The sequence below is a fragment of the Rhizobium sp. P1_B8 genome (genome assembly GCF_056406515.1).
In genome coordinates, this window is record NZ_JBFTZZ010000036.1 from 1 (window position 1) to 18932 (window position 18932).

Sequence of the window (18932 nt, forward strand, 5' to 3'; positions counted from 1 at the left end):
GAAGACCGCACCGACCAGTATCTGCCGCTTTCGAAACTGCGCGCCGATCTCGAAGACCAGTTCACCCTTGTCGACATCGATTACCAGACTGGCGGCCCGGCGCGTTACGTCAGGGTCGAGGAAACCGGCGGCCGCCTCGGCTTCATCACTCCGATGACCCATAATTTCTGTGAGAGCTGCAACCGCGTGCGCCTCACCTGCACTGGCACGCTCTACATGTGCCTCGGCCAGAACGACGCCGCCGATCTCCGCGCGGCACTCCGCGCCACTGAAGACGATGCCCTCCTCCACGCCGCCATCGACGAGGCCATCACTCGCAAACCCAAAGGCCACGACTTCATCATCGACCGCACGCATAACCGTCCTGCCGTGGCGCGGCATATGAGTGTCACCGGTGGGTGAGGCGCGGTACCGCAAAGCGGGAGCGATCGATCCAGTGAATCGATCGCAGCGCCGAACGCCCTGAGCCCCGCGAAGGGCCGGGATACGGTACGGCAAACTCCCCTAACCATAGCCGCCGCACCAAGACCCAAAAGAGGACGCGCGGCGCCGCCGCATATCTCTTCTCCCCAGTGGGGAGAAGTGCCGGAGCGATAGCGAGGCGATGAGGGGGTAAGCGACGACAGGAGCGCATGCACTGAGCGCAAGCGAAGGGCAATGAATGGTGTGCCGTGCGGCCCCCTCATCCGACACTGCGGGCCACCTTCTCCCCGAGGGGAGAAGAGGGAGCAAGCCGCAGCGCCGCCACCAACCCCATCACCCAGGCTTACGCGCACAAATCGCAAACCGCTCCTGCACCATGCGCTCGAGTCCGCGCAGGAACGGCATCTTGCGCGCCTGCGCCCAATGGATATCCCTAAGCTTGCGGTCGACGACGATGTCTGTAAATCCGGCTTGGCGCAGAAGTTCGACGACCGCTTCGGCCGGCATCTGGCTGGAGAAATGCACGCGTGAGCGGATCTTCTGGTGCCGCGCCATCATCTCCGGCGTCATGTGGCTCGCCGCCGGCTTGCCGGTCACCTTTGTCCAGAGCTTCTGCAGGCCCTTGACCCAGGTTTCCCTACCCATATTGCCGTCGAGGATCAGCACCTTGCCGCCCGGCTTCAGTACCGCGAACCATTCCTTGAAGGCAGCAGCCGGGTCCACCAGCGTCCAGACGAGATGCCGGTTGGTGATGACGTCGTAGCTTCCCCGTGGTTCCATCGTGTTTTCGGCGTCGCCGGACACGAAGCGGATATCGGTGCCGCGTTTCTTCGCCTTGGCACGCGCCTGCGCCAGCATCGCATCCGACCAGTCGAGGCCGGTGACTGCAAAGCCGGCACCATGCATCAGATGCGAGATGACGGCGGTGCCGCAGGCAAGATCGAGTGCCGTGCGCCCTTGGCCCTCACCCAAATGCTTTCTGATCAGCCGCTGCCAGCCTTTCCGCTCCGCTTCCGAAAAGATTTCATGGCCGACGCTCTGGTCGAAGGTCGCCGCCCGTTCCGACCAGAAGTCGCGGATTTCATCGCGGATGGTGTAGTTCGTGTTCATGGAATTCATCTGAGGCACCCCGGCATCGGATCAGTTTGGAAACGCTCTAAAACATATAACTTGATTCATAAAGTCATATTTCTTATGCCTGCGGACATTATTCAGACCTCGGGGGAATTTCCAGATGAGTTTCGTGAAAATACTCGCAGTCTCCGCGGCTGCGGTTGCGAGCCTGATGCCGCTTTCGGCCTGGGCGCAATCCTTCACCGTCAAGGATGTCGCCGGCCGCGAAGTGACCTTCGACAAGCCGGTGGAACGTGTGATCCTTGGGGAAGGCCGCATGCTCTACGCCGTAGCACCCATCGAGAAGGAAGATCCCTTCGCCAAGATCGTCGGCTGGCGCAACGATCTCTGGACCACCGACAAGGACGGCTTCAACGCCTATGTCGAGAAGTTTCCGAAGGGCAAGGACCTGCCCTTCCTCGGTAACCTCACAGACGGCACGCTGCAGACCGAGACGATCGTCAAGCTTCATCCCGATGTGCTGCTGCTGCCGATCGGCAACAAGACGGCGGCCGACGAAGTGAAGCTCGAAGACATGTTGAACGGCATCGGCGTAAAGATCGTTTATATCGATTTTCGCGAGCATATTCTCGCCAACACCGAGCCGAGCCTGAAGATCCTCGGCCAGATCTTCGGCCATGAGGATCGCGCCGAAGCCGTCGCCAGCTTCTGGAAAGAGCAGATGGCGCGCGTGACGGACAGACTGAAGGCCGCCAATCCGCCGAAGCCGAATGTCTTCATGTATCGCGCCGCGGGTCTGGTCGAATGCTGCGGCACCTTCGGTCCCGATAATTTCGGCTTGATGGTCGATTGGGCCGGCGGTCACAATCTCGGCTCCGATTTCCTGCCGGGCTATACCGGTTCGATCAATGCCGAGCAGGTCGTCGCCTCCAATCCTGACGTCATCGTCGTCACCGGCTCCAACTGGAGCCAGACCAAGAATGCCAAGGACTTTGTGAATGTCGGCCCGAATGCGGCAGCCACCTTCGACGACAGCCGCAAGGCGCTGAACACGCTGATGGAAAACCCTGCCTTCACCGGCTCCAGGGCGGTTGCCGGCGGCAATGTCCACGCGATCTGGCACCAGTTCTATACCAGCCCCTACCAGTTCGTCGCCGTCCAGCAGCTGGCCAAGTGGTTCCATCCGAACCTCTTTGCCGATCTCGATCCCGATGCCACCTTCAAGGAATTCCACGAAAAATTCCTGCCGGTAGCCTATCAGCCGGGTTACTGGGTCGACGCCAAGGCGGGTCAGTAATCCGAAATGGCCGAGATCGCCGCCATATCGATCGAAGCCGAAGCCGGGAGGGAGCGCTACCGCGCCCTCGCCCGGCGCAAGCTTCTAATCCTTGCCGCCATGACGGCAGCGCTCTGCCTGTCCTTTGCCGTCGATCTCGCCTGGGGCCCGGCCCGCTATAGTCTCAGTGAAGTCGTCGCTGCCCTTCTCGACCCCTCCTCGGTTTCGGATCAGGTGCGCGCCGTCGTCTGGGGCATCCGCATGCCGGTTGCCGTGATGGCGATCGTCGTCGGTGCATCGCTCTCCGTCGCCGGTGCGCAGATGCAGACGATCCTCGCCAATCCGCTCGCCAGCCCCTTCACGCTCGGCATTTCGGCAGCAGCAAGTTTCGGTGCCGCACTTGCCATCGTCACCAGCGTTCCGCTTCTGCCTGTAGCGGCCGGGCTGCTGGTGCCGGTCAATGCCTTCATCATGGCGCTGATCGCCACACTCTTCATCCATTTCATCTCGCAAGCCCGTGGCGTCTCGGTGCAGACGGTGGTGCTGCTCGGCATCGCGCTGGTCTTCACCTTCAATGCGGCTCTCGCCTTCCTGCAATATCTGGCCTCCGAACAGGCGCTGTCGGCCGTCGTCTTCTGGACGATGGGCAGCCTCACCAAGGCCACCTGGCCGAAGATCTGGGTGACGCTTGCCGTCCTGTTGGCAGCACTTCCGCTCTTTGCCCGCAACGCCTGGGCGCTGACCGCCATCCGCCTCGGCGAGGACAAGGCTGCAAGCTTCGGCGTCAATGTCCGCCGCATCCGGCTCGAAACCATGCTTGTGGTCTCGCTGCTTGCCGCTGTGCCTGTGAGCTTCGTCGGGACGATCGGCTTCGTCGGCCTCGTCGGGCCGCATATCGCGCGCATGATCCTCGGCGAGGATCAGCGCTTCTTCCTGCCGGGATCGATCTTGTCGGGCGCGCTGCTGCTCTCGCTGACCTCGATCGTCTCGAAGTCGATCATACCAGGCGTCGTCTTCCCGATCGGCATCATCACCGCGCTGGTTGGCGTACCCTTCTTCTTCTCGCTCATCCTCTCGAACAGGAGCCGGTCGTGGTAGCACTACAGTTGCAGTCAGTCGGCGCCTATCACGGCCGTAAGCTTTTCGTCGAAGACGTGACCACGCCGATGATGAAGTCGGGTGAGGTCGTGGCGGTGATCGGCCCGAACGCCGCCGGCAAGTCGACGCTTTTCAAGCGCATCACCGGCCTGCTCAAAGGGCCTGGCCGTGTCGTCGTCGAAGGCTCTAAGACAAAAAACGCCATCAGCTACATGCCGCAGGATACCTCGGCAAACGCGGTGCTGACGGTCTACGAATCCATCCTGCTTGCCCGCAAGCAGGGCCAGTCCTGGGCTGTCAGCGACAGCGACCTGCGCTTCATCGACGAGATCATGAAGGCGCTTGATATCACCGCCATCGCCTTCCGCGATCTCGGCGCGCTTTCCGGCGGCCAGCGCCAGCTGGTCTCGATCGCCCAGGCCCTGGTCCGCGAGCCTGAGATCATGCTGATGGACGAACCAACAAGCGCGCTCGACCTTCACCGCCAGGTCGAAGTCCTCGACTTCATGCGCCGCCAGGCCCGCGCCAAGGGCATGATCGTCCTGATCGCCATTCACGACCTCAACCAGGCCCTTCGCTTCGCCGACAAGGTCCTGGTCATCGCCAACGGCCGCATGCACGCCTGCGGCACCCCCCGCGACGTCGTCACCGCCGAAATGCTGCGGGAGATCTACAGGGTCGAGGCCCGGGTGGAGAAATGCTCAATGGACCACGATCATGTGATCGTGGATGGGACAGCGCATTGAGGCTGCCAAAATAAGTCTGCCTCATCAGTTGATCAATCGCTGCGCGGTAAACTTGTCCGTAACAAGCATGTCGATGACCCCCACGCGGAGCGCCCCTGCGATAGCGTCAGTCTTTTTGGACCCGCCGGCAAGAGCAATGACCCGGTCCACCCGTTCGAGATCCTCGAGTGGAAGCCCTATGACCCGGTCGTCCAGGGGTGTCTTGACCGGCTTGCCGTTTTTATCGAAGAAGCGAAGTGAGATATCGCCGACGGCTCCCGCTTCCGCGAGATCAGAGAGTTCGCGAGACGAAAAGATGTTGCCGGACCGTGCGAGAAGTTCGGACGGTTCGACTGCTCCGATTCCGACAATCGCAAGCGTTATGCTGCCGAACAAGTCCATCGTCTCCCGAACGTATGGATCGGCCTGCATAAGAAATTTTGCCTCTCTGGACGTCGTAACGCCCTGCACAGCGAGCAGTTTTGGCTCAGCGCCGGTCAGGCGAGCAAGCCGCGTGGTAAGCTGCGTCGCATGCGTCTGGACTGAAGGATCGCCCATGCCTCCAAGGGTTTGGACGACGTATTTCGCCTGAGCGCTCTTCAGCGGATGAATGTTCTCGACCATCTTGGAGATGGTCTGGCTCCAACTCGAAACGCCGATGATCTCCCCTGGCGCAAGCGTCACCTCCAAGAGATGAGCCGCTGCCTCTCCGATACGGGCCATGATGGCTCCATCCCGATCTTCCGTGCACTCCACGACGATCGCCTCCGGCAGATCATATTTCTCGCGAAGCGCGCCCTCGAGCTCGCTGTAGGTGCCAACGGGGGGCGTCACGCTGGTTCGGACAATATCTTCAGCCTCTGCACGCTTGAGCATGCGCGACACCGTCGCCTGCGACAGGCGAAGGTGCTCTGCGATCTCCGCCTGTCGCCGTCCCTCCAAATGGTACATCTGGGCGACCCTTGAGATGAGGCGGAGTTCATTGAGGCGAGTCATCGCTAATCCTAGGGTGAATTTTTATTCATCATTAGCCGTTGTTTCGCGGGACGTCGAGCGGGCAAGTGCATCACTCCATGTATTCAGAAGCACCGCTCGATCCACGGGTTCCGGGTCAATGATATGCGAGCTCCGGGGCAGCTCTGCGATAACATGAAGATCGCTCCACAAGCCAAGTGAGAGACCCGCGAGATATGCGGCTCCCAAAGCCGACGCCTCGGGTGCTTCGCATTGGATCACGGGATGTTCGATGAGGTTCGAGACACACTGCATCAGGAACCGGTTCTGGCTCGGTCCGCCGTCTACATAGAGCGCCCCGAGCTCGCCGCCGCTTTGTGCACGCATGGCGGCGATCACGTCGTGCACCTGGAAGGCGATCGAGTCGGTTACCGACCGCGCCATTTGCGCACGTGTCGTATTGAAGTTGATCTGGGAGAACAGGGCACGGGCGTCCGAGTTCCAATAGGGTGCGCCCAGTCCCACGAATGCTGGCACGAAGCCCGGTCCGCCCGGTTCGGCGCTCGCCGCAAGTTCGACAAGGGCCGCCACGTCTGAAAGGCCGAGAATGCCTGCCATCCAGGGGAGACTGGCGGCGCAAACGAGAATATTGCCTTCGAAAGCGAAAGTCGGCTTTCCCCCGAGACGCCATGCGACGGTCGTTGTGACGCCGTTGCGTGGGGGAATAAATCGCGGAAGCGTCGTCATGATAGAAGAGCCGGTTCCAAAGGTTACCTTGCCATCACCCGGCTTGAATGCGCCATGGCCGAACAGCGCAGCATGGCTGTCTCCGATCGCGGCCATTATCGGAGTTCCATCCGGCACGCCTGGCAACCCTTGCGTCCTGCCGAAGTCGGCAGAGCTGTCGAGTACTTCGGGGAGGAGCGCGATATCCACGCCGAAAATCTCGCCAAGTTCCTTGCTCCATCTCTGCTCCTGGAGATCGAACAACTGGCTCCTGGCGGCATTGGAAGCATCGCAGACATGCCGGCGCCCACCCGTCAGGCAGTGGACGAGCCAACTGTCGACCGTTCCCAGCCGCACCGATCGCCCGGCCGGCATACGGTCGAGCAGCCATCGGAATTTCGAACCCGGGAACATCGGATCCAGTGGCAGGCCTGTGAGCGCCTGCACACGGTCAAGGTGGCCTTCGACAATGAGACGTTCGCAATCCTGTGCCGTTCGACGGCACTGCCAGCTTACCACCGGTCCAAGTGCTTCTCCCGTTTCGGCGTCCCAGGCCGTGACTGATTCGCGCTGATTGGAAATCGCCACGGCCTCGACAATGACGTCGGGGGCGGCCTTCAGGCAGGCGTCGATCGCCTCGCAGACGGATGCGTAGAGCCGCCGTGGGTCTTGTTCGACCCAGCCTGGTTTCGGATAGGCGATGCCGACTGGAGCCGAACCTCTGCCAACAATTTCTCCCTTTTCGGAAACGAGAACTGCCTTTGAATTGGTGGTGCCCTGGTCAATTGCCAGAATTGCCCGCATTCTATCCTCCCCAGATCAGACGGCAGCCGGGACGACAAAAGGCATCCGGGCTGATCATGTGATCCCAGTTACTTGCGCCTGATCAGCGACTGCGCCGCGTCGGCGATTGCGGACGGCGCCATCCCGAATTCGTCGAGCAGGAACTCTGCCGAACCGGTCGGAGCGTAGACGCCGGGAACTCCGAGACGTTTCATCGGGACTGGAGCATTGTCGACCACCACTTCGGCGACCGCGGAACCGAGCCCGCCAAAGATCGAATGCTCTTCGGCTGTGACGATCGCTCCGGTTTCCTTCGCCGCCGCGATGATGGCGTCCTCGTCGATCGGACGAACCGTTGCAAGGTTGAGCACTCTGGCGTTGATACCGCGTTCTGCGAGGATCTCGGCAGCCTTTAGGATTCGATGAGTCAAAGTGCCGTTTGCGATAAGGGTGACGTCGTAACCCTGGCGAAGGAGATTTGCCTTGCCAAGTTCGAACTTGTGACCCTCCGGAAGGAGATCAGGCACACCTACGCGAGACAGACGCAGGAAACAGGGGCCTTTGTAGGCCGCGGCCCACTCAACCGCAGCAGCTGTTTCGATGCGGTCACAAGGCGCAATGACCGGAAGATTAGGCAGAACCCGCGTCCAGGCGAAGTCCTCGATCGAGTGATGGGTCGGGCCGAGTTCGCCATACGCCATTCCAGAAGAAATGCCGACCAGCTTGACGTTGGCATTCGAATACGAAATATCGGCCTTGATCTGCTCCAGCGACCGTCCCGTTAGAAACGGAGCGGCGGCGCACACGAACGGAAGGCGGCCGCCATTGGCGAGGCCTGCTCCAACCCCCACCATGTTCTGCTCAGCGATACCGACATTGACGAGGCGCTCTGCAAACTTCGCCTTGAAGCCGCCGAGTTTGGAGGAACCCACGGAGTCGTTGCAGACGGCAACGATTGTTTCGTTTTCGGCTGCCAGCCGCTCAAGCGTAGTGGCGAATGCGTCGCGGCAATCGTAGAGCTTGGGTGCGTTTATTGGCGCGTTCATTACAGTGCCTCCGACAATTCTGCCAATGCGATTTCGTATTGTTCCTTGCTCGGTACCTTGTGGTGCCAGTCGACTCGGTCTTGCATGAACGAGATTCCATGCCCCTTGTTGGTGTGGGCGACGATGCAATGCGGCCTCGATCCCCGGTGTTCGAGGGCTGAAACGACTTCGCTCATATTGTTCCCATTGATCTCGGTGACTTCCCAATCGAAAGCTTCAAGCTTCGGACGAAGCGGGGCGAGATCGTTGGTTTCCGCCAGGGCCGCGCCCTGCTGGAACCTGTTGTGGTCGATGACCAGCGTCAAGTTATCGAGCTTGAACTGCGCGGCCGCCATGATCGCTTCCCAGTTGGAGCCCTCCTGCATCTCACCATCGCCGGTGACGACATAGGTGTGATATTTCGCGCCTGAGAGCTTGGCGGCTTTTGCCATTCCTATTGCGACTGGAAGACCGTGGCCCAGCGGCCCGGTATTCGTTTCGACGCCAGGAACCTTGTTGCAATTTGGATGCCCGTTCAGCCTCGAATGCGGCTGCAAAAAGGTGGAAATCTCTTCCTCCGGGATGAAGCCGCGTTTTGCGAGCGTCACATACAGAGCGCATGCCGTATGTCCCTTCGAAAGAACGAACCTGTCGCGGTCGGGGTGCTTCGGCTGATCGGGCCAAACATTCAGCACACGAAAATAGAGGGCAGTCAAAATGTCGATAACCGACATCTCCCCGCCAATATGGCCGGCGCCCGCTTCAAAGACCGCCTGGAGATCGCGCAATCGGATCTCGCGAGCGACCCGCTCGAGTTCTGTCGTATTCATGGATTCCTCTCGTGCATAAATATTCAGTTATCAATATTTTTGCACAAGACGCCGATTAGTCAAGCCCCTTAAGCGGTACACCGGCAGTTGCAAGCCCAGAAAATCCTATTGACAGCCGAAAGGCAACTTGTTAATGAATTTTCCAGCATAAGTGAATATTTATTCTTCGAACGAATTAGCGATCAGCCTACGCATAGGGAGGAACAATGGTGGCGCTTGATATCAATGAACACAGGCTTTCGTCCGGCGCCTGGTTGAGCAAGCTCAAGGGCGCCACCGGCCCACTCGTGGGGCTGCTCGCACTTTGCGTCTTTCTGAGCGTCAGCACCGACACGTTTCTGTCGGTTCGGAACGGCCTCAACATCCTCGATCAGATCACGGTTCTCGGCATCATGGCCGTCGGAATGACCTTTGTCATTCTGATCGGCGGCATCGATCTCTCCGTCGGCTCGGCACTCGCTCTTGCGATGATGGTCATGGGCTGGACTGCGAATGTCGCCGGCCTACCGCTGCCGGTCGGGATCGCTTTTGCTCTGGTCGCATCGGGCGTTTCGGGGCTGATCGTCGGACTACTGGTGACGCAGTTCAGGGTTCCAGCGTTTATTGCCACTCTTGCAATGATGTCCGCGGCTCGCGGCGTCGCAAATATGATCACGGACGGCCAGCAGATCGTCGGATTCCCCGACTGGTTCATGATGCTGGCAATCGATCGCCATTTCGGTGTGTTGACAGCCACGGTGTTTCTCATGCTTGCGGTTGTTCTTGCCGCGTGGCTTTTCCTGCACTTCCGGTCCGAAGGCCGCATGCTCTACGCGGTGGGAGGAAATCCGGAAGTCGCTCGGCTGGCGGGTATCAACGTCCCGCTCGTGACGATTGGCGTCTACGTCGCAAGTTCAGTCCTCGCGGGGCTCGCAGGCATCGTACTCGCCGCCAGGCTGGACTCCGTCCAGCCGTCCAGTGGTCTGGGCTATGAGTTGGACACCATCGCTGCGGTCGTCATCGGCGGGACTTCACTCTCGGGGGGCGCGGGCGGTATCGGAGGAACACTTATCGGTGTTCTTATCATCGGCGTCCTTCGCAACGGGCTCAATCTTCTCAACGTCTCGCCCTTCCTGCAGCAAGTGATCATCGGCATCGTCATCGTGCTCGCAGTCGGCGCGGAGACTATTCGTCGGCGTCGCGCCTGACGAACGGGGTCCGCCGCGTTGGCGGGCCTGGAATTCCGCTCCAAGGGTTTGGGGCGGATCAATACCCCGAGGGGGAGGACATACCCGAGGGTTCCATCAAACAACGGAGGAAATACAATGAAAATAGCGCGCACCATGCTCGCGTCTGCTGCACTGCTGGGTCTCATGCTCGGCCCCGTACACGCGGCGGAACTGAAGAAGCTCGGCTTGGCCGTTGCCAACCTTCAGGCAAACTTCTTCAACCAGATCAAGCAATCGGTCGAAGCCGAAGCCAAGAAGCGCGGCATCGAAGTCATCACGGTCGACGCAAAGGGCGACGGGCCGACACAGGTCAATCAGATTCAGGACCTCCTGACCCAGAAAATCGACGCGCTGATCTACATTCCGGCAGGTGCGGCCGCTGCGACCGTTCCGGTCAAGCTCGCGAAGAACGCTGGTATTCCGGTCGTGAACGTTGACCGCAACGCCGAGGGAGCACCCGGCGATACATTCCTTGCAACGGATTCCGTCGCGTCTGCCAAGGCCGTGTGCGACTACATCCTGAAGGAAGCCGGCGGCAAGGGGAAGATGGTCATCATCCACGGCCAGAAGGGCACGACGCCGGAAGTCGATCGTTCGAAGGGCTGCGCTGAATCTCTCAAGGCATATCCTGATGTCAAGGTTGTCGCCGAGCAGTTCTCGAACATCTGGAGCCAGGACGAAGGATTCCAGATCATGCAGAATATGCTGCAGGCAAATCCGGACGTTTCGATCGTGTTCGCCCAGGCCGACGGCCTCGCCCTTGGCGCCGCACAGGCGATCAAGGTCGCCAATCCTTCCCAGAAGATCGTGGTTGGCGGCTTCGATGGTGACACCGCAGCTCTCGAAGCGCTCAGCAAAGGCGTCTTCAACGTAACTGCGACCCAGCAGACGCAGAAGATGGGCCGCGATGCGGTTGAAAACGCCGCCAAGCTTGTCGCCGGAGAAAAGGTGCCGCCGGTCCAGCTCATGGATGCCACGCTGACAACCAAGGAAAACGTCGCAGGCTTCATCGCCAACCATCCGTAATGAAGTTGAGGTCTTGAGGAGGTGTGCCATGACTGATCCAGTTCTTTCCCTGAGGGGCATATCCAAGTGGTATGGGCCGCTCCAGGTTCTGAAGAATGTCAGCTTGGACGTCTATCCGGGCGAAGTGGTTGCACTTCTCGGTGAAAACGGAGCGGGCAAGTCAACGCTATCGGGCATCATCGCCGGGTCCCGCACACCGTCCGAAGGATCAATGACATGGCTGGGGCAGCCTTATGCCCCAGCCACCCCAAGGGAAGCGATCGACAAGGGCGTTGTCCTGATCCACCAGGAGCTGCAGCTTCTGCCGCAACTGTCGATCGCGGAAAATGTCTTCATCGGACGCTGGCCGATGAAGAACGGCGTCGTCGATCGTCCCCAAATGGTTCGCCGGGCCCACGACCAGCTCGCTCGCTTGAACCTTCACATACCCGCAACGCGGACGGTCGCCGGCCTTTCCACAGCAAATCAACAACTCATCGAGATCGCCAAGGCGCTGGCTCTCAACGCCAAGCTACTGATCCTCGATGAGCCGACAGCCGCCCTTGGCGGCGCGGAGACGGAAGCTCTTTTCGAACAGGTTAGAAAGCTTCGGTCAGAGGGTGTCGGCATCGTCTACATTTCCCACCGCATGGAAGAGATCAAGCGAATAACCGACCGGATCGTCGTTCTTCGCGATGGCGAGCGTGTGCAGGAATTCTCCGACAGCGCGACCCCGGTGCGAACGATCGTCGAGAGCATGGTCGGACGCCCGCTTGACCGCTTGTTCCCTGCCCTGCCGGTTCCGACAGACCATCCAGTACTCCAGGTGTCGGGGCTGAGCTCGCCGGACAACTCATTCCGTGACGTTACCTTCGATGTGCGCGCCGGGGAAATTCTCGGGATCGCCGGATTGGTCGGCGCCGGCCGCACGGAACTTGTCCGCGCCATTTCGGGCGCGGACCCAATCAGTGCAGGTTCGATCAAGCTGGAAGGCGAAGAACTCAGGCTGCGCGATCCGGCGGACGCGATCGCCAAGGGTATTGTGATGGTCCCGGAAGACCGCAAGGAGCAAGGCCTGGTTGTCGGGCACCGCATCGGCGAGAACATTATATACGCCAATCTTGACAAGCTGGGCGGGCGTTGGATTACGCCGCGCATCAAGCGCTCGTTTGCGGAGAAGGCAGTTGCCAAGTTCGGCGTGAAGGGCCGTGCGGAGCAATATGCCTCGGACCTGTCCGGCGGCAACCAGCAGAAGGTCGTCATCGCGAAATGGCTGATGCGCGATCCTAAGGTCGTCGTACTCGACGAACCGACGAGAGGCATCGACGTCGGCGCCCGAGCGGGCATCTACGACATCATCGTCAATCTTGCCAAACGGGGCGTGGCGGTCATCGTCGTAAGCTCGGACCTCGAGGAAGTTCTCGGAGTCTCCAATCGCATTCTCGTGCTTGCGCAAGGCAAACAGGCAGGCATTCTCAATCGTGACCAGGCAAATGACGTTTCGGTCATGGAGCTAGCCACCATCTAAACAGACAGAGAAAGGAAGAGCGGTGTCCGACATCACTCTGAACGCCCCGAAGCTTTTCGATCTTAGCGGCCAGGTTGCCATCATTACCGGAGCAGGAAGCGGCATTGGGCAGCGCATTGCCATCGGCCTTGCACAGTGCGGCGCCGACGTGGCGTTGCTCGACCGTCGAACCGACGACGGGCTGGCCAGGACGGCTGAACATATTCGCGCCGCTGGCCGCCGTTCGATCCAGATCGCGGCTGATGTCACGAGCAAGTCTTCCCTTGGAGAGGCAATAGCACGGACCGAGGCAGATCTCGGCGCATTGACACTTGCAGTCAACGCGGCGGGCATCGCTAACGCGAACGCAGCGGAAGAGATGGAGGAGGACCAATATCAGACGTTGATGGATATCAACCTGAAAGGCGTCTTTCTTTCCTGCCAGGCAGAGGCTCGCGCCATGCTGAAGAATGGACGCGGCTCCATCGTCAACATCGCTTCCATGTCGGGTGTGATCGTAAACCGGGGGCTGAGCCAAGCGCACTATAACGCCTCGAAGGCGGGCGTGATCCATATGTCGAAGTCTATGGCGATGGAATGGGTCGACCGCGGCATTCGCGTCAACACCATCTCCCCCGGATACACGGCAACGCCCATGAACACCCGTCCCGAGATGGTCCATCAGACCAAGCTCTTCGAAGAGCAAACGCCAATGCAGCGAATGGCAGCGGTGGACGAGATGGTAGGCCCGGCAGTGTTCTTGCTGTCGAATGCGGCAAGCTTCGTGACCGGCGTCGATCTTCTCGTCGACGGCGGTTTCTGCTGCTGGTGATGGCGAGGCGAAAGCTCATTGCCGGCAACTGGATAATGAACGGTCTCGCTTCCTCCCTAGCTGAGATCGAGGCGCTGAAGGGAATAACGGGCAAGACGGCGTGCGATATCGTCGTCTGCCCGCCCTTCACGCCGATCGAACGGGCTGTCGAACGGACGGCGCCCAAGACTGCCTGAATTCGCCGAGCTCCAATAATCATCGCAGGGCAGGTCACGCCCAGATTTGCTGTTTACCGGGAAGGAAAGAGCATGAAACGCTTCGAAGATAAGACGGTCGTGATCACGGGAGGCAGCCGCGGCATCGGCGCTGCCATCGCCAGACGCTTTGCGCGCGAAGGCGCCAATCTCGTCGTTTCGGCCAACGAGGAGCTGGTCCACGGCGTTGCCGAACAGATCCGGGCCGAAGGCGGCAAGGCGATCTCCTTCATCGGCGACGTTACCGACAAGGCAAGCGTCAAGGCCCTCTACGATGCCGCCGAGAAGGAATTCGGCTCGGTCGACGTCTCGATCCAGAATGCCGGCGTCATTACCATCGCCCGGGTCGAGGACCTGACCGAAAACGAGTGGGACAAGGTGATGGCCGTCAACACCAAAGGCGTTTTCCTCTGCGCTCAGGAGGCGATATCAAGAATGCGCAAGCACAAGCGCGGCGGCCGCATTATCAACACCGCTTCCGGCCAGGCCCGCGATGGCTTCATCTACACCCCGCATTACGCCGCCTCGAAAATGGGCGTCGTCGGCATCACCCAGAGCCTGGCCAAGGAAGTCGCGACCGAGAAGATCACCGTCAACGCCTTCTGCCCCGGCATCATCGAGACCGACATGTGGGCCTATAACGACCAGGCCTGGGGCAAGCTGCTCGGCAACTACGCCCCCGGCGAGCTGATGAAGGAATGGGTCGAGGGCATCCCGATGAAACGGGCCGGCTCCGGCGAAGACGTCGCCGGCCTGGTCACCTTCCTCGCCAGCGATGACGCCGCCTATATCACCGGCCAGACGATCAATGTCGACGGCGGCCTGATCATGTCCTGATGCAGGTCGCCCAAAAGTGCGCAGCGGTTTTGGGACAACGACATGCATGGAAGGATCAAACCACCAACGAAGCACGGAAGGCGAGCCGGTCGTCGCCTCCGTGTGAACAGTGTGTCCATCGGCGTCAGGGCAGCTTTGCATTTTTGCCCGGTCGACTGACCTTGCCATCCGCCTGTCTTTGATCCTATCTTTGAAATGTTCTCAGGGCGGGGTGCAATTCCCCACCGGCGGTATCAGGAGCAATCCTGGAGCCCGCGAGCGCTTCCGGCACCACAGCGCCGCGCGTCTTTCAGACGCGCAAACGACGCTGTAGCACTTTGAATTGCTGGAAGGTCAGCAGATCCGGTGGGATGCCGGAGCCGACGGTATAGTCCGGATGGAAGAGGACAACACGGGCAGTCGCACTCCATCCCGGAGTCGGCTGACGTTTGTTCGCCCAAGGGCAGAAGGCTCGCTCACGGTTTGAGCCGAGCAGACCATGTCAGCCCGCTGACATAACCCTTGAAAGGCCAGACAGCATGACTATCGCAAGAATTGAAGATGCCATATCAGCCATTGCCAGCGGCCAGATGGTCGTCGTCGTCGACGACCAGAACCGGGAAAACGAAGGCGATATCGTGGTCGCGGCCGACGCCGTCACTCCTGAGGCAATCGCCTTCATGATGACCCACGCCCGCGGCCTCGTCTGCATTGCCATGGAAGGCGAGCGCCTCGATGCGCTCGATATTCCGCTGATGGTGCCCAACAACACGGAATCGCACAAAACCGCCTTTACGGTCTCCGTCGATTATCTCAAGGGCACGACGACGGGCATCTCGGCTGCCGACCGCGCCGCCACCGTCCGCGCCCTCGTCGACGATCGCGCAAAGCCAGATGAATTCGCCCGCCCCGGCCACATCTTTCCGCTCCGCGCCAACCCCCGCGGCGTGCTCGGCCGCCCCGGCCATACCGAAGCCGCCGTCGATCTCGCCCGCCTCGCCGGAAGGGTCCCCGCCGGCGTCATCTGCGAAGTCGCCAACGACGACGGAACCATGTCCCGTCTGCCCGAACTCACGCTCTTCGCCGAACGCCACAACCTCCCCCTCGTCACCATCGAGGACCTGGTCGCCTACCTCGACCGCCTGGCGGAAAGAGACATACGCGAAGTCGCCTGATCGATGCCTTAGTTGCGGCGGCATAGCCCGCCGCAACAAAGAACGTGCCGCAGTGATGACACTGACGGCACCTTCCCTTGCTGGTCCTATGTCCGGCTGATCGAAACCCCACCATCCGCCAGCATCGCCGTGCCGGTCACGAAGCTCGACATGTCGGAGGCGAGGAAAAGCGCCGCATTGGCGATCTCTTCGGGTTGCGCCATGCGTTTCAGCGCATGCAATCCCTCCACGAAAGCGAGCACCTCCGGCGTGGCATCGGGCGCGTTGGTGATGCTGGCGGGCGTGTCGGTGCCTCCGGGAAGCAGTGCGTTGACACGGATCTTCTGCGTTCCGAATTCGGCGGCGAGCACCTGCACGAAGCCGATCAGCCCCGCCTTGCTCGCCGCATAGGCGGCCATGCCAGGCATGCCGACGGTGTGGCCGACGAAAGTCGAGGTGAAGATCAGCGATCCGCCGCCTTTTCCCATCGCCGCCGACTGGTGCTTGGCGCCGAGGAAGGCGGCGGTGAGATTGGTCTCGATCGTCTCGCGCCAGCCCTCCAGCGACAGCCCGGCGACCGGCCCCATCTCACCGAGGATGCCGGCATTATTGAAGGCGATGTCGAGCCGGCCGAAACGCGAAACTGCCGTCTCGACGAGCCTTGCCTGCAGCGCCTCGTCCTTGACATCGCCTAATATGGCGACGGCCTGACCACCCTCCGCCTCGATTTCCGCGATGACGGCATCGAGCGCATCCTGCCGCCGGCCGGTGACTACGAGCTTGGCGCCTTGCCGTGCAAAGAGTTTCGCCGCTGCGCGGCCGATGCCGGAACTTGCGCCGGTAATGATTGCGATCTTGTCGTTGAGAAGTGTCATATCGGTCTCTCCTGGGTTGTTACGAGACCTGAGATGCTCAAACATCAGGCGATGCAGCCACCCGTTTCCCGCGCAGGACGAGAAAAACGCCTATGGCCGAACCGGCAACGCGACGGACGTCCTCATCGACGCCTTGATCGCGGCGTCGGAAATATCGGAATTCACGTTATAAAACAGGCATTTGTCGGACTTCCGCCCACACGCCTGCATTGACATCAGTGCCATTGTGCACCGCATCATCGATTTATGCCTGGTGTGACATTCATCCGATTCCCTTCATGCATCTTCGCGACTAAAAGGGGCGCACAGGTAACGGGAATCTCTTCATGCCGCGGTCACGCAATACTCAGGGCGCCATCTATATGAGCATGGCGATGGCCGGCTTTTCCGCAAGCGACGCCCTATCCAAATCGGTGATCGCCCATATGAACGCCGGCGAGATCATGTTCCTGCGCGGCCTCTTCACCAGCCTGCTGGTCTATCTGATCGCCTGGAAAATGGGCGCGCTGCGCTCCTGGCGGGTCATGCTGCAGCCGATGATTATCTTCAGGATCATCTGTGAGACGCTCTCCGCCGTCACCTATATCACCGCGCTCGGCTTGATGCCGATCGCCAATGCCTCGGCGATCCTGCAGTCGCTGCCGCTGGTCGTCACCTTCGGTGCAGCGCTGTTCTTCGGTGAGCCGGTCGGCTGGCGGCGCTGGTCGGCGATTCTCGTCGGCCTCGTCGGCGTGATGATCATCATCCGCCCCGGCCCGGAAGGATTCACCGCCGCCGCCCTGCTCTGCGTCGCCGCGGTGCTGACGACGGCCGGCCGCGATCTCGCCACCCGGAGCATCAGCCCGGAAATTCCCTCGCTGATGATAACCGTCATCACTGCCATGTCGGCCTCCTTCTTCGGCGCACTGCTCATCCCGCTGCTCGGCGGCTGGCAGCCGGTCAGCGCCACCTCGCTCGGGCATCTCGTGCTCGCCTCGGTACTGGTGCTCGTCGGTTACCAGTCGGTCATTCTCGCCATGCGTACCGGCGAAATCTCCTTCGTCGCGCCGTTCCGCTATACCAGCCTGATCTTCTCCTCCCTGCTCGGCTTCCTCTTCTTCGCCGAAGTGCCTGACAGCTGGACGCTCGTCGGCGCCGCGATCGTCATCGCCTCCGGCCTCTATACGTTCTATCGTGAGGCCAAGCGCCGCGTATCGCCGATCGCGCAGGAATCCGCGCCGCGCGCGCCGGTCTGAGGAAGGATGATGGCTGAATTCTCGCTTGGCAGATCTGATATAGCAGGCGTCGTATTGGCTGGCGGCCGCTCGCAGCGCATGGGCCGCGACAAGGCAGGCGTGATGCTCGGGGCCGAGAGCCTGCTCCACCATGTGCTGACCCGCCTCGCGCAACAGGCCCCGCTCGTTGCCGTCAATGCCGATGCCGCCGCCGAGGGCGTGCCTGTCGTTCCCGACCGTTTTCGCGGTAAGGCCGGGCCGATGGCCGGCATCCATGCAGCCATGGTCTATGCCGCCGGCCTGCCCTCGATCACCCATGTCGTCACCGTCTCGGTGGATTGCCCGTTCTTCCCGGCCGATCTCGTCGCCCGGCTGGCGGCTGCGATCGAGCACCCGTCGCAGATCGCCATTGCCGCCTCCGAGGGCCGCAGCCATCCCGTCTTCGGGCTGTGGCCGGTGACGCTGGCCGCCGATCTCGAAGCCTGGATCACCACCGACGAGAAGCGCCGCGTACGCGACTTCCTGTTACGGCATGACGTTACGGAAGTGGCGTTTCCGCTGCATCCGACCCGCGCCAGCCTGCTCGACCCTTTCTTCAACATCAATACGCCCGACGATCTCGTCGAGGCGGAACGCTGGCTGGAGGCCCTTCGCGGATGACCGCACCGAAAATCTTCGGCATCGCCGGCTGGAAGAACTCAGGCAAGACGGGGCTCGCCGTCCGACTGGTGACGGAGTTCACCCGCCGCGGCTACAGGATCTCGACGATCAAGCACGCCCATCATGATTTCGACATCGACAAGGTCGGGGCCGACAGCTACCGCCACCGCCAGGCCGGCGCCCACGAGGTCACCATCGTCTCCGGCACCCGCTACGCCATCATGCACGAGCTGCGCGGTGCCCCCGAACCTGAGTTCGAGGAGATCCTCGCCCGCCTCGCCCCCTGCGACCTCGTGCTGATCGAAGGTTACAAGCGCGAGCCGATCCCGAAGATCGAGGCCCGCCGCCTGGAGGCGGCAAATCGTGAACCGTTGGCGCCGAGCGATCCCCATATCTGCGCTATCGCCGCCGATCATGCCGTCACGGATACGGCCCTGCCGGTCTTCGATCTGGACGACACAGGCGCCATCGCCGATTTCATTGCTGGCATCGTCGGCCTTGGACAGGCCACGGCTTAATTCTTAAATCGGAATCGATTTAAGGACACAATGAT

General features: G+C 61.0%; 20 protein-coding genes and 1 riboswitch. Of the genes, 14 read left to right on the forward strand and 6 right to left on the reverse strand.

From position 1 onward, the window contains the following. Positions 1-402, forward strand: a 402-nt coding sequence (locus AC1D2N_RS30600) for a GTP 3',8-cyclase MoaA family protein (protein WP_477982133.1), incomplete at its 5' end; no start/stop codon positions are given. 354 nt (positions 403-756) lie between these two features. On the opposite strand, the gene AC1D2N_RS30605 is transcribed toward AC1D2N_RS30600, so the two are convergent. Then, positions 757-1542 carry a class I SAM-dependent methyltransferase gene (locus AC1D2N_RS30605; RefSeq protein WP_047621351.1) on the reverse strand — a complete coding sequence of 262 codons (786 nt, stop codon included), beginning with the start codon at positions 1540-1542 and terminating at the stop codon, positions 757-759. A 115-nt stretch (positions 1543-1657) separates the two neighbouring features. Between AC1D2N_RS30605 and AC1D2N_RS30610 the strand changes: the two genes are divergently transcribed. From AC1D2N_RS30610 to AC1D2N_RS30620, 3 genes are read left to right on the forward strand one after another with little or no spacing between them, the layout of a single operon-like run. Next, complete coding sequence (locus AC1D2N_RS30610; protein ID WP_047621353.1) at positions 1658-2794, forward strand: ABC transporter substrate-binding protein; 1137 nt, start codon at positions 1658-1660, stop codon at positions 2792-2794. Between the two features lie 6 nt (positions 2795-2800). Continuing rightward, positions 2801-3871, forward strand: coding sequence for a FecCD family ABC transporter permease (locus tag AC1D2N_RS30615; protein WP_047621356.1), 1071 nt, complete (start codon positions 2801-2803; stop codon positions 3869-3871). After that, positions 3865-4617: an ABC transporter ATP-binding protein gene (locus tag AC1D2N_RS30620; protein WP_130652531.1), complete on the forward strand. Its 753-nt coding sequence runs from the start codon at positions 3865-3867 to the stop codon at positions 4615-4617. Before AC1D2N_RS30615 ends, AC1D2N_RS30620 begins: the two co-directional genes overlap by 7 nt. 24 nt (positions 4618-4641) lie before the next feature. Here AC1D2N_RS30620 and AC1D2N_RS30625 read toward each other — a convergent pair whose 3' ends face one another. The 4 genes from AC1D2N_RS30625 to AC1D2N_RS30640 form a co-directional block, all read right to left on the reverse strand. After that, positions 4642-5592 (reverse strand): sugar-binding transcriptional regulator, encoded by a 951-nt coding sequence (locus AC1D2N_RS30625; RefSeq protein ID WP_018446370.1) that lies wholly within the window; start codon positions 5590-5592, stop codon positions 4642-4644. A gap of 21 nt (positions 5593-5613) precedes the next feature. Further along, the gene (locus AC1D2N_RS30630; protein ID WP_130652532.1) at positions 5614-7080 is read right to left on the reverse strand and encodes an FGGY family carbohydrate kinase; all 1467 of its coding nucleotides are present in this window, start codon (positions 7078-7080) and stop codon (positions 5614-5616) included. A gap of 68 nt (positions 7081-7148) precedes the next feature. Then, the gene (locus tag AC1D2N_RS30635) at positions 7149-8105 is read right to left on the reverse strand and encodes a transketolase family protein (protein ID WP_130652533.1); all 957 of its coding nucleotides are present in this window, start codon (positions 8103-8105) and stop codon (positions 7149-7151) included. Then, positions 8105-8914 (reverse strand): transketolase, encoded by an 810-nt coding sequence (locus AC1D2N_RS30640; RefSeq protein ID WP_011652254.1) that lies wholly within the window; start codon positions 8912-8914, stop codon positions 8105-8107. The genes AC1D2N_RS30635 and AC1D2N_RS30640 overlap by 1 nt, the downstream gene beginning before the upstream one ends. Before the next feature lie 206 nt (positions 8915-9120). Between AC1D2N_RS30640 and AC1D2N_RS30645 the strand changes: the two genes are divergently transcribed. From AC1D2N_RS30645 to ribB, 7 genes are all read left to right on the forward strand, one after another. Beyond that, positions 9121-10101: an ABC transporter permease gene (locus tag AC1D2N_RS30645; RefSeq protein ID WP_018446373.1), complete on the forward strand. Its 981-nt coding sequence runs from the start codon at positions 9121-9123 to the stop codon at positions 10099-10101. 117 nt (positions 10102-10218) lie between these two features. Next, on the forward strand, positions 10219-11148 hold the full coding sequence (locus AC1D2N_RS30650; protein ID WP_018242297.1) for a sugar ABC transporter substrate-binding protein: 930 nt from the start codon (positions 10219-10221) through the stop codon (positions 11146-11148). 28 nt (positions 11149-11176) lie between these two features. Beyond that, entirely contained in the window at positions 11177-12655 is a 1479-nt protein-coding gene (locus tag AC1D2N_RS30655) for a sugar ABC transporter ATP-binding protein (protein WP_018446374.1), read from the forward strand. A 22-nt stretch (positions 12656-12677) separates the two neighbouring features. Next, on the forward strand, positions 12678-13466 hold the full coding sequence (locus AC1D2N_RS30660) for an SDR family oxidoreductase (RefSeq protein WP_130729041.1): 789 nt from the start codon (positions 12678-12680) through the stop codon (positions 13464-13466). Between the two features lie 35 nt (positions 13467-13501). Beyond that, entirely contained in the window at positions 13502-13642 is a 141-nt protein-coding gene (locus AC1D2N_RS30665; protein WP_162710255.1) for a hypothetical protein, read from the forward strand. Positions 13643-13714: 72 nt separating this feature from the next. After that, positions 13715-14497 carry a glucose 1-dehydrogenase gene (locus AC1D2N_RS30670; RefSeq protein ID WP_018446376.1) on the forward strand — a complete coding sequence of 261 codons (783 nt, stop codon included), beginning with the start codon at positions 13715-13717 and terminating at the stop codon, positions 14495-14497. A gap of 193 nt (positions 14498-14690) precedes the next feature. Further along, positions 14691-14889, forward strand: a riboswitch (FMN riboswitch). A gap of 126 nt (positions 14890-15015) precedes the next feature. Further along, entirely contained in the window at positions 15016-15651 is a 636-nt protein-coding gene (ribB, locus tag AC1D2N_RS30675; protein ID WP_130729042.1) for a 3,4-dihydroxy-2-butanone-4-phosphate synthase, read from the forward strand. An 86-nt stretch (positions 15652-15737) separates the two neighbouring features. Here ribB and AC1D2N_RS30680 read toward each other — a convergent pair whose 3' ends face one another. After that, positions 15738-16505: an SDR family oxidoreductase gene (locus AC1D2N_RS30680; protein WP_028733041.1), complete on the reverse strand. Its 768-nt coding sequence runs from the start codon at positions 16503-16505 to the stop codon at positions 15738-15740. Between the two features lie 326 nt (positions 16506-16831). Here AC1D2N_RS30680 and AC1D2N_RS30685 point away from each other — a divergent pair, with 326 nt between their 5' ends. Genes AC1D2N_RS30685 through mobB form a run of 3 tightly spaced genes read left to right on the forward strand, consistent with a single transcriptional unit; the run spans position 16832 to position 18897 of the window. After that, positions 16832-17740, forward strand: coding sequence for a DMT family transporter (locus AC1D2N_RS30685; RefSeq protein WP_028733042.1), 909 nt, complete (start codon positions 16832-16834; stop codon positions 17738-17740). A 9-nt stretch (positions 17741-17749) separates the two neighbouring features. After that, on the forward strand, positions 17750-18379 hold the full coding sequence (gene mobA / locus AC1D2N_RS30690; RefSeq protein ID WP_028733043.1) for a molybdenum cofactor guanylyltransferase MobA: 630 nt from the start codon (positions 17750-17752) through the stop codon (positions 18377-18379). Beyond that, a complete protein-coding gene (gene mobB, locus AC1D2N_RS30695; RefSeq protein ID WP_018242306.1) occupies positions 18376-18897 on the forward strand; it encodes a molybdopterin-guanine dinucleotide biosynthesis protein B in 522 nt (173 codons plus the stop codon). The genes mobA and mobB overlap by 4 nt, the downstream gene beginning before the upstream one ends. Positions 18898-18932: the final 35 nt, after the last annotated feature.

Bases quoted from the DNA above. Each gene is read 5' to 3' on its own strand.
- AC1D2N_RS30605 (WP_047621351.1), bottom strand. From the start codon at position 1,542: ATGAATTCCATGAACACGAACTACACCATCCGCGATGAAATCCGCGAC.
- AC1D2N_RS30610 (WP_047621353.1), top strand. From the start codon at position 1,658: ATGAGTTTCGTGAAAATACTCGCAGTCTCCGCGGCTGCGGTTGCGAGC.
- AC1D2N_RS30615 (WP_047621356.1), top strand. From the start codon at position 2,801: ATGGCCGAGATCGCCGCCATATCGATCGAAGCCGAAGCCGGGAGGGAG.
- AC1D2N_RS30625 (WP_018446370.1), bottom strand. From the start codon at position 5,592: ATGACTCGCCTCAATGAACTCCGCCTCATCTCAAGGGTCGCCCAGATG.
- AC1D2N_RS30630 (WP_130652532.1), bottom strand. From the start codon at position 7,080: ATGCGGGCAATTCTGGCAATTGACCAGGGCACCACCAATTCAAAGGCA.
- AC1D2N_RS30635 (WP_130652533.1), bottom strand. From the start codon at position 8,105: ATGAACGCGCCAATAAACGCACCCAAGCTCTACGATTGCCGCGACGCA.
- AC1D2N_RS30640 (WP_011652254.1), bottom strand. From the start codon at position 8,914: ATGAATACGACAGAACTCGAGCGGGTCGCTCGCGAGATCCGATTGCGC.
- AC1D2N_RS30645 (WP_018446373.1), top strand. From the start codon at position 9,121: ATGGTGGCGCTTGATATCAATGAACACAGGCTTTCGTCCGGCGCCTGG.
- AC1D2N_RS30650 (WP_018242297.1), top strand. From the start codon at position 10,219: ATGAAAATAGCGCGCACCATGCTCGCGTCTGCTGCACTGCTGGGTCTC.
- AC1D2N_RS30655 (WP_018446374.1), top strand. From the start codon at position 11,177: ATGACTGATCCAGTTCTTTCCCTGAGGGGCATATCCAAGTGGTATGGG.
- AC1D2N_RS30665 (WP_162710255.1), top strand. From the start codon at position 13,502: ATGAACGGTCTCGCTTCCTCCCTAGCTGAGATCGAGGCGCTGAAGGGA.
- AC1D2N_RS30670 (WP_018446376.1), top strand. From the start codon at position 13,715: ATGAAACGCTTCGAAGATAAGACGGTCGTGATCACGGGAGGCAGCCGC.
- ribB (WP_130729042.1), top strand. From the start codon at position 15,016: ATGACTATCGCAAGAATTGAAGATGCCATATCAGCCATTGCCAGCGGC.
- AC1D2N_RS30680 (WP_028733041.1), bottom strand. From the start codon at position 16,505: ATGACACTTCTCAACGACAAGATCGCAATCATTACCGGCGCAAGTTCC.
- AC1D2N_RS30685 (WP_028733042.1), top strand. From the start codon at position 16,832: ATGCCGCGGTCACGCAATACTCAGGGCGCCATCTATATGAGCATGGCG.
- mobA (WP_028733043.1), top strand. From the start codon at position 17,750: ATGGCTGAATTCTCGCTTGGCAGATCTGATATAGCAGGCGTCGTATTG.
- mobB (WP_018242306.1), top strand. From the start codon at position 18,376: ATGACCGCACCGAAAATCTTCGGCATCGCCGGCTGGAAGAACTCAGGC.